Source organism: Thermodesulfobacterium hveragerdense DSM 12571 (genome assembly GCF_000423845.1).
Taxonomy (GTDB): domain Bacteria; phylum Desulfobacterota; class Thermodesulfobacteria; order Thermodesulfobacteriales; family Thermodesulfobacteriaceae; genus Thermodesulfobacterium; species Thermodesulfobacterium hveragerdense.
Window position 1 is genome coordinate 1 of the sequence record NZ_AUIT01000039.1, and the last position, 7,129, is coordinate 7,129.

Here is a 7,129-nt window from a genome sequence, read left to right on the forward strand (position 1 = left end):
GGTTTTATGTTATCATTAATTTAAAAAATATTAAAAATTTTTATTATGCCTCTAAAATATTTTATTAAAAGACACAATTTATATTCTACTCCCCTACTGGATACGGAAGGAACCTTATAAATAATAACTTTTCAAACTGTATCATCCTTTCTGAAATCAAAGCCTTTGCTATAGGGGCCCATTTTATACATCCTAAGGTGAGAACTATCTTAGACATAGGAGGCCAGGACACTAAAGTTATAAGCCTTGATGAAAAAGGTAAGGTAGTCAAGTTTGAGATGAACGACCGTTGTTCAGCTGGGACAGGTAGATTTTTAGAAATAATGTGTAAAGCTTTAGGATTTGAAATAGAAGAGTTAAACCAGTTAGACCTCGACGATGAAGTCAAGATAAAAATCAGCAGTCTTTGCACGGTTTTTGCTGAATCAGAGGTTATTTCGCTCATAGCCCAAGGAGTGCCCAGAGAAGAGATTTTAAAAAGTATCTATTTTGCAATAGTCTACAAGGTGGTATCTATGCTAAAAAGAATTACTGTGACTGAAGATCTTATTTTTGCTGGAGGATGCTCTTCAAATAAAAATTTAAAAAAGTTTTTAGAAAAACAGCTAAAAATTAGGGTGATTACTCCTGAGGAATCTCCTTTTTTAGGGGCTATAGGGGCAGGAATTTTCGGATTTTCTCAGGTTAAACGTTAGAAAAAGCTTTTATAAAGTCCAAAAATTTATGTTCTATCGGTAAAAACTTTGTCATTTTAGGATAAACTATGTAAAATTTTCTTTTTATCGTAAAATTTCTAATCTTTACTACTTTTAAAAGTTTAAAAGAGGTTTCAAGTTCTACGGCTAAAGAAGATACAAAACCAAAACCAAGGCCTGACTTTACCGCTTCTTTTATCGCCTCTGTAGACCCCATCTCTCCTATGATGTTAAGCTTGGTCCAATCTATTCCCTTTTTATCTAAAGCCTCTAAGAAATTTTTCCATGTACCTGAACCCTCTTCACGTTTTAACAAAGGAATATGATACAAATCATCTAACCCTATTTCGTCTTTAGTAAAATTTGGAGGACCAATAAGAACTATTTCATCTTCATAGCAAGGCAAGAAAACCAAATCTTTGTTAGCAAAAACAGCACCTACCATACCAAAATCGATTTCTCTTACCAAGACCTTCTCTATTACTTCTTTGCTATCTCCTACCTTCAAAAAAACTGAAATGTTAGGATGGTTTTCTTTAAAACTTTTTATAACCTTAGGGAGTATATACTGGCCTGGTATGGTGCTACCACCTATTTCTATCAAACCTACCTTTTCATCTTTTAGAAGTTTTAACTCTTTTTCCATCTGTTTGAGTATGTTTAAAACCTCTTTCCCGTAACGATACACTATTTTTCCAGCTTTACTGGGAACTACTTTTCTGGTATTTCGGTCAAAGAGGTTTACCTCTAACTCCTGTTCTAAGTCTTTGATATGAAGAGTAATGGTGGGTTGAGCAAGATGTAAGGCAGAAGAGGCCTTTGAAAAACTTTGGGTCTCATATACCTTAATAAAAACCTCTAACTTCCTTAAATCTAACATCTCTCCAATCCCCAAATATTTTAACCTTGAATATACAAAAAAACCTACTCAAAGACAAGGGCATCTTTTATAGAAAAAAACTATAAATCATTTTTAAATTGATAGATTTTTTCTATTTGACTTAAAACGGTATTTTTTCTATTTTTAATACTTAATCAAAAATACACTTATAAACCAAGGAGGGGTGGATGAACGGCATCAGTAACTTTTTAGCTACCAGATGGGGCATTATTTTAGTAGGTGCTATTATAGGAATCTTAGCTCCCATTCTTCAAAAACTTGGAAACCCACCTAACATGGGAATTTGTGTGGCCTGTATGGAAAGGGACATAGCAGGAGCTTTAGGTTTTCATCGGGCAGAGGTAGTCCAGTATATGAGACCAGAAATCATCGGATTTGTTTTAGGGTCTTTTATAAGTGCTCTTTTGTTTAAAGAATATCGTCCAAGGGGTGGCTCTGCTCCTTTTATCAGGTTTATTTTAGGGATGTTTGCGATGATCGGTGCTTTGACTTTCTTGGGTTGTCCTTGGAGAAGCATCCTAAGGCTTGCAGGAGGAGATTTAAACGCTATCTTTGGTTTATTAGGTTTGGTTTTTGGTATCTTTATAGGAACTATTTTTTTCAGAATGGGATACTCTCTTGGTAGGTCTCAAGGATTCCCATATAAAGCCGCTGGTTTAGGCTTTCCCTTTTTGATGTTAGTTTGTTTAGTCTTACTTTTAATCGATAGTCCTTTACCTGGTACTAACAAAGGGGAGTTTCTGTTTTTTAGTATCAAAGGGCCTGGATCTCAACATGCCCCTATTTTTATCTCCCTTTTAGCCGGTCTTTTTATAGGAATCCTTGCCCAAAGAAGCAGGTTTTGTACCATGGGTGCCTTTAGGGATGTAATCCTTTTTAGGCAATTTCATCTATTCTTAGGGGTTGCTTCTTTCTTTATTGCTGCATTAATAACCAACCTTATTTTAGGACAGTTCAATCCAGGTTTTGAAAATCAACCTATAGCTCATACCATGCAATTATGGAACTTTTTAGGAATGGCTTTAGCAGGACTTTGTTTTGCCTTAGCAGGTGGTTGTCCAGGAAGACAACTCTTTCTTTCTGGAGAAGGAGATGGAGATGCTGCTATCTTTGCTACGGGAATGATAGTAGGTGCTGCTGTAGCCCACAATTTTGGGTTAGCAGCCTCTCCTAAAGGAATAGGACCTCATACCCCTGAGGCTATCCTTTTGGGCTTTATCGTATGTATAGTCATAGGATTAACCATGAGAGTTAAAAAAGCTTAGACAATAAAATTCAGGAGGGAGAAATATGCCAGAAGTAGTAGATGCAAGAGGACTTTCTTGTCCAGAACCGGTATTACGTACCTTGAAAGCAATCAAAGCCTTAGGACAAGGGGAGCTGGAAATATGGGTTGATAATCCTACAGCTAAAGAAAATGTTATTAGAGCAGCTAAAACCTCTGGATGGAATGTCGTTGAAATAAAAGAACTTCCTGATAGTATTAAGCTGGTGATAAAAAAATGATGGAATGGCTTACTAAACTTTTACCAACCAAAAGGAACAAAAAAGATAAAACAAACCAAAGTTCTCAAAAGGCTCTTCTTATCTTTGAAAACACCTCTGAGGTGATCCAAGCTGAAAGGATTTTACAAACACAAGGTTATAAAGTAAAGGTGGTTGGGCCTCCTCCTGAAGTTAGAAAAGGATGTGACCTGGCTATAGAAGTACCAGTAGTTGAAATCCCTGGTATAATAAACCTTTTAAAAACTCGAAAAATAGAACCTTTAGACTTTATTTCCTTTTCTGAAGAAGAAATTTTAAAGCCTGTAGACCTTTTTCACGTAAAAGACTTTGGAGAGTATTTGATGGTAAGGGCAGCTAACATGAAAATAACGGTAGATAAGAAAACTCTCACCATCGTTAATGTTTCAGGAGGAGGATGTCCTGATGTCCCCTATTTGGCTTCGATTTTGATTGGATTAAACCTGAAAAATTCCTTTCCTCCTAAGGAAAAAGGACACACCCTCTGTGGTTATGCCTTACATTTAGCTTATGAAAAAGCTAAAGAGCTGTTATGTTCGGAATAGCAGGCATTATACCTGATGAAACACTTCCTTTGGTTTATGGAGTTCCTGTTTTAAAAGATAATCACCTTATCATAGACCGATGGCAAATTCCTATAGAACGTGGAACCGCTGCCCTCATCGCCTCTGCCATAAAAACCTTGGAGGTTTTTAAAAAGCCTAATCCGATAGTTTTTCTGGTTGGAGATATAGGTAAAGGGACAGGAAGTAAGAGTCTATATCAGTTTTTAGCAGAAAACCTTTTTCAACATTCTTTTCAGGTATTTACCTTTCATTATATCCTTCCTGAAGTAGACAGCTGTTTAAAAGTAATCTTCTCGATAGAAAAACTTTCTAAAAAACCCTTTTTAATAGCTGATGCAGGTTTTATGTATGCGGTAAAAATGGCAGGATATGCTAACTTTTTTGACCTTTTTACCCCAGACTTAGGTGAATTAGCCTTTTTAGCTGATGAAAAAGCCCCTCATCCTTTTTATACCCGAGGGTTTCTTCTCTCAAACGAAAAAGACATAGAAAGCTTGATAAAAAGGGCATATCAATATCAAAATGCCCCACCCTATCTTTTGGTCAAAGGGGAAAAGGATTGGGTGGTTTACAACCAAGAAGTTTTAGCAACCGTAGATGAACCCTTAGTTCCAGAGCTTGAAGCTATAGGTGGTACAGGAGATACTATAACAGGTATGGTTTCTGCTCTGATTTATGCAGGATATCCACCAGAAAAGGCATGTATTTTAGCAGCTAAAGCTAACAGGTTGGCTGGTGCCTTAGCTTCTCCTACCCCAGCCACTCAGATTTCAACCATCATCGATTTTATACCCAATGCTTTAAAAAAACTGACTGGTTAATTATTCCACAGGAATAATCGTTATTTTTTTAGAATTTTTAAGTTCTTTTAACTTTTTTGGATCTTCTAAAAGCCTTCCTACAAGGATTACTTCACTGGCAGGTATAGGCTCGTCGTCAACAGAAATTGGGGTTGGGCCAAAAAAGATAGCTAAAGCCTTTCCTGGAGGCCAATAACCTATGTCTCCTGATTTTACCTTTAAGGTAGCTGTTTCGTCCAAAGGATGGTCTAAAGGTATAGAAAAATAAAATTCATCACCCCAGGTGTTTAAATAGGATTCTATGGGTAAAATTTTATAGACTTCTTGACCACAGGGAGTATCAAACAATTCTGCCAAAACTTCTTCTTTTCCGTCAAAGATCAACTTAACCTTCATCTTACCTCATCTTCCCGTTTAATTTAATTAAATTCTTATGATTTTTATGTAAACATATCTTTCTTAAAAAACAAGAACTCAAAACCGGAGAGTGTCTTTTTAATCTCATAAAGTTTATAAACGTACGATACAAGTAGCTATAAAATCGTTTGTAAATAAGGTTTGTAGGTAATATGTAAGGAGGGTATCAGGATATCAAAAATTAATAAAACCCGACCTTATTTTAAGTCTTTCCTTATTTTGTTTTTATAAATAAAATTATTATAAAAAAAGCTGAAAGATACATAAGAAGGAAAAACTGTAGACGAAGAAAAGGTAAATTAAGAGGTAGTGATAAACATAATCGGGAGGTGAACAAACATGAAATTCAAAGGTTATGTTAGACCTAATGGAGAAGTAGGAGTAAGAAATCATCTTTTGATAATTCCTACCGTAGTCTGTGCGAGTACTGTGGCAGAGAGGATAGCTTCTTGTGTAGAAGGAGCGATATCACTTGCAAATCAACATGGATGTTGTCAAATTGGAGCCGATCTTGTCTTGACTGAAAACATACTGATAGGATTAGGAAAAAATCCTAATGTAGGAGCAGTACTTGTTGTGTCATTAGAATGTGCAGGGGTTTCGGCTGAAAGAGTGGTCGATGAAATCGCAAAGACAGATAAACCTGTTGAGTATGTAGGGATACAGAAAAGTGGAGGAACTTTAAAGGCTATAGAAAAAGGAACAAGGCTAGCAAGTAAAATGGCACAAGATCTTGCTAAAATCGATAGAGAAGAAGTTGATATCTCAAATTTAATCTTATCTGTCGAATGTGGAGGGTCTGACACAACCTCAGGAATTGCTTCTAATCCCGTCGCTGGTTATGTAATGGACAAGATTATTGACCTTGGGGGGACAGGTATATTTTCTGAAACTGCCGAAGTTATCGGTGCAGAACATATCCTTGCAAAGAGAGCAGTAAGTAAAGAAATAGGAGAAAGGTTAATTTCGGTAGTTAGAAGAACAGAAGAGAAAGCTAAAACAATGGGGGTAGACATGCGCGGAGGGCAACCTACTCCGGGCAACATCGAAGGTGGTATTAGCACGATCGAAGAAAAGTCTTTAGGTGCTATTTACAAAGGAGGAACCAAACCTTTGCAGGGAGTATTAGAGTATGGTGAGAAACCACAAGGAAAGGGATTGTACTTCATGGATACCCCTGGTCAAGACATTGAGTCTATAACTGGAATGACAGCAGGAGGTTCACAAGTTGTTATCTTTACTACCGGTCGTGGTACTCCAACTGGTTCTCCAATAGCACCTGTTATCAAGATAACCGGAAATCCCGAAACATACAGAAATATGGAAGACAATATTGATTTTAATTGTGGCACTATAATCGAAGGTACAGAAACAATCCAAGAAGCCGGAGAAAGACTGTTTAAACTTTTGCTAGAAGTTATTAACGGAAATTTAACAAAAGCTGAGGCATTGAAACATAGAGAATTTGGCATGTTTAAATTAATTTCTACTTTTTAAAAAAGGATATAAAATGACAAGGGTTCCCATTTTTTACACACATTTCAAAAAATTTTAGATGGTTTAATGAGAATATTTCTTAAGAAGGAGGTAGCCAAGTATGACTGAAAAAAGAAACCTTGCAGTCGTTATTAATAAAAAGGACAACGTTGCTACAGCAGTCAAAGACCTATCAGCAGGGGAAGAAGTGTATATAACTATAGATGAGCAAGAGTTACAGATCACGCTGTTGTCAGATATTAAATTTGGCCATAAATTTGCGATAGTTGACACTTGTCAAGAGAATTGTGTCTCCTTATAAAATCTCTTTACAAACATTTGCCTCAATTCGTATAAAGCAGACTTAATTAAAGGAAGTGGTTTTTGCCATCTCGTTTTCTGAATCCGACTTACTGTTATGTATATCGCAACCTCTGCTGTCTTGATTGATTAAAAATATCCCCCTGTATTTACCCTTATCAGCTCTATCCTGCTATTTATATTCTCAACCACATTCGTCGTGTATATATACCTCCTCACCCCCTCAGGATATTTCTTATAAACAAAATAATGCTCCTTCTTTTTCGGGAGTAGAATATAAATTGTGTCTTTTAATAAAATATTTTAGAGGCATAATAAAAATTTTTAATATTTTTTAAATTAATGATAACATAAAACCTAAAAGACTAAACTAACCAGGAGGTCTGTAAAATGGAAAACTTAGACTTAGATTTAGAAAAAGTTTTAAGT

9 protein-coding genes and 1 pseudogene are annotated in these 7,129 nt (G+C 36.0%); 7 read left to right on the forward strand and 3 right to left on the reverse strand.

The window, feature by feature from the left end; translation table 11 throughout:
* Positions 1 to 80 precede the first annotated feature (80 nt).
* On the forward strand, positions 81 to 695 hold the full coding sequence (locus G580_RS10640) for an acyl-CoA dehydratase activase (protein WP_083960852.1): 615 nt from the start codon (positions 81 to 83) through the stop codon (positions 693 to 695).
* Here G580_RS10640 and G580_RS10645 read toward each other — a convergent pair.
* Positions 685 to 1,575 (reverse strand): selenium metabolism-associated LysR family transcriptional regulator, encoded by an 891-nt coding sequence (locus G580_RS10645; protein ID WP_051173316.1) that lies wholly within the window; start codon positions 1,573 to 1,575, stop codon positions 685 to 687. The two genes, G580_RS10640 and G580_RS10645, sit on opposite strands and share 11 nt — an antisense overlap.
* A gap of 188 nt (positions 1,576 to 1,763) precedes the next feature.
* On the opposite strand from G580_RS10645, the gene yedE reads away from it, so the two are divergent.
* Genes yedE through G580_RS0108475 form a run of 4 tightly spaced genes read left to right on the forward strand, consistent with a single transcriptional unit; the run spans position 1,764 to position 4,507 of the window.
* Positions 1,764 to 2,861 (forward strand): YedE family putative selenium transporter, encoded by a 1,098-nt coding sequence (yedE, locus tag G580_RS0108460; protein WP_028841783.1) that lies wholly within the window; start codon positions 1,764 to 1,766, stop codon positions 2,859 to 2,861.
* 25 nt (positions 2,862 to 2,886) lie between these two features.
* Positions 2,887 to 3,102 carry a sulfurtransferase TusA family protein gene (locus tag G580_RS0108465; RefSeq protein WP_028841784.1) on the forward strand — a complete coding sequence of 72 codons (216 nt, stop codon included), beginning with the start codon at positions 2,887 to 2,889 and terminating at the stop codon, positions 3,100 to 3,102.
* On the forward strand, positions 3,102 to 3,665 hold the full coding sequence (locus G580_RS0108470; RefSeq protein WP_083960853.1) for a putative Se/S carrier protein: 564 nt from the start codon (positions 3,102 to 3,104) through the stop codon (positions 3,663 to 3,665). The genes G580_RS0108465 and G580_RS0108470 overlap by 1 nt, the downstream gene beginning before the upstream one ends.
* Positions 3,653 to 4,507, forward strand: a complete 855-nt coding sequence (locus G580_RS0108475) for an NAD(P)H-hydrate dehydratase (protein ID WP_028841786.1) — start codon at positions 3,653 to 3,655, stop codon at positions 4,505 to 4,507. The genes G580_RS0108470 and G580_RS0108475 overlap by 13 nt, the downstream gene beginning before the upstream one ends.
* Here the strand turns inward: G580_RS0108475 and G580_RS0108480 are convergent, their stop codons facing one another.
* Positions 4,508 to 4,882 (reverse strand): cyclophilin-like fold protein, encoded by a 375-nt coding sequence (locus G580_RS0108480; protein ID WP_028841787.1) that lies wholly within the window; start codon positions 4,880 to 4,882, stop codon positions 4,508 to 4,510.
* 360 nt (positions 4,883 to 5,242) lie between these two features.
* On the opposite strand from G580_RS0108480, the gene G580_RS0108485 reads away from it, so the two are divergent.
* Both G580_RS0108485 and G580_RS10650 read left to right on the forward strand, forming a co-directional pair.
* Positions 5,243 to 6,400 (forward strand): UxaA family hydrolase, encoded by a 1,158-nt coding sequence (locus G580_RS0108485; protein WP_028841788.1) that lies wholly within the window; start codon positions 5,243 to 5,245, stop codon positions 6,398 to 6,400.
* A 100-nt stretch (positions 6,401 to 6,500) separates the two neighbouring features.
* On the forward strand, positions 6,501 to 6,701 hold the full coding sequence (locus G580_RS10650; RefSeq protein WP_038041969.1) for an SAF domain-containing protein: 201 nt from the start codon (positions 6,501 to 6,503) through the stop codon (positions 6,699 to 6,701).
* On the opposite strand, the pseudogene G580_RS12005 reads toward G580_RS10650, so the two are convergent.
* Positions 6,677 to 6,940: pseudogene (locus tag G580_RS12005) on the reverse strand (IS256 family transposase); the annotation flags it as partial. The gene G580_RS10650 and the pseudogene G580_RS12005 overlap by 25 nt on opposite strands.
* Positions 6,941 to 7,129 lie beyond the last annotated feature (189 nt).

Excerpts from the sequence above, each read along its gene's own strand:
- G580_RS0108475 (WP_028841786.1), top strand. The coding sequence starts at position 3,653 with ATGTTCGGAATAGCAGGCATTATACCTGATGAAACACTTCCTTTGGTT.
- G580_RS10645 (WP_051173316.1), bottom strand. The coding sequence starts at position 1,575 with ATGTTAGATTTAAGGAAGTTAGAGGTTTTTATTAAGGTATATGAGACC.
- yedE (WP_028841783.1), top strand. The coding sequence starts at position 1,764 with ATGAACGGCATCAGTAACTTTTTAGCTACCAGATGGGGCATTATTTTA.
- G580_RS0108485 (WP_028841788.1), top strand. The coding sequence starts at position 5,243 with ATGAAATTCAAAGGTTATGTTAGACCTAATGGAGAAGTAGGAGTAAGA.
- G580_RS0108470 (WP_083960853.1), top strand. The coding sequence starts at position 3,102 with ATGGAATGGCTTACTAAACTTTTACCAACCAAAAGGAACAAAAAAGAT.
- G580_RS0108465 (WP_028841784.1), top strand. The coding sequence starts at position 2,887 with ATGCCAGAAGTAGTAGATGCAAGAGGACTTTCTTGTCCAGAACCGGTA.
- G580_RS0108480 (WP_028841787.1), bottom strand. The coding sequence starts at position 4,882 with ATGAAGGTTAAGTTGATCTTTGACGGAAAAGAAGAAGTTTTGGCAGAA.
- G580_RS10650 (WP_038041969.1), top strand. The coding sequence starts at position 6,501 with ATGACTGAAAAAAGAAACCTTGCAGTCGTTATTAATAAAAAGGACAAC.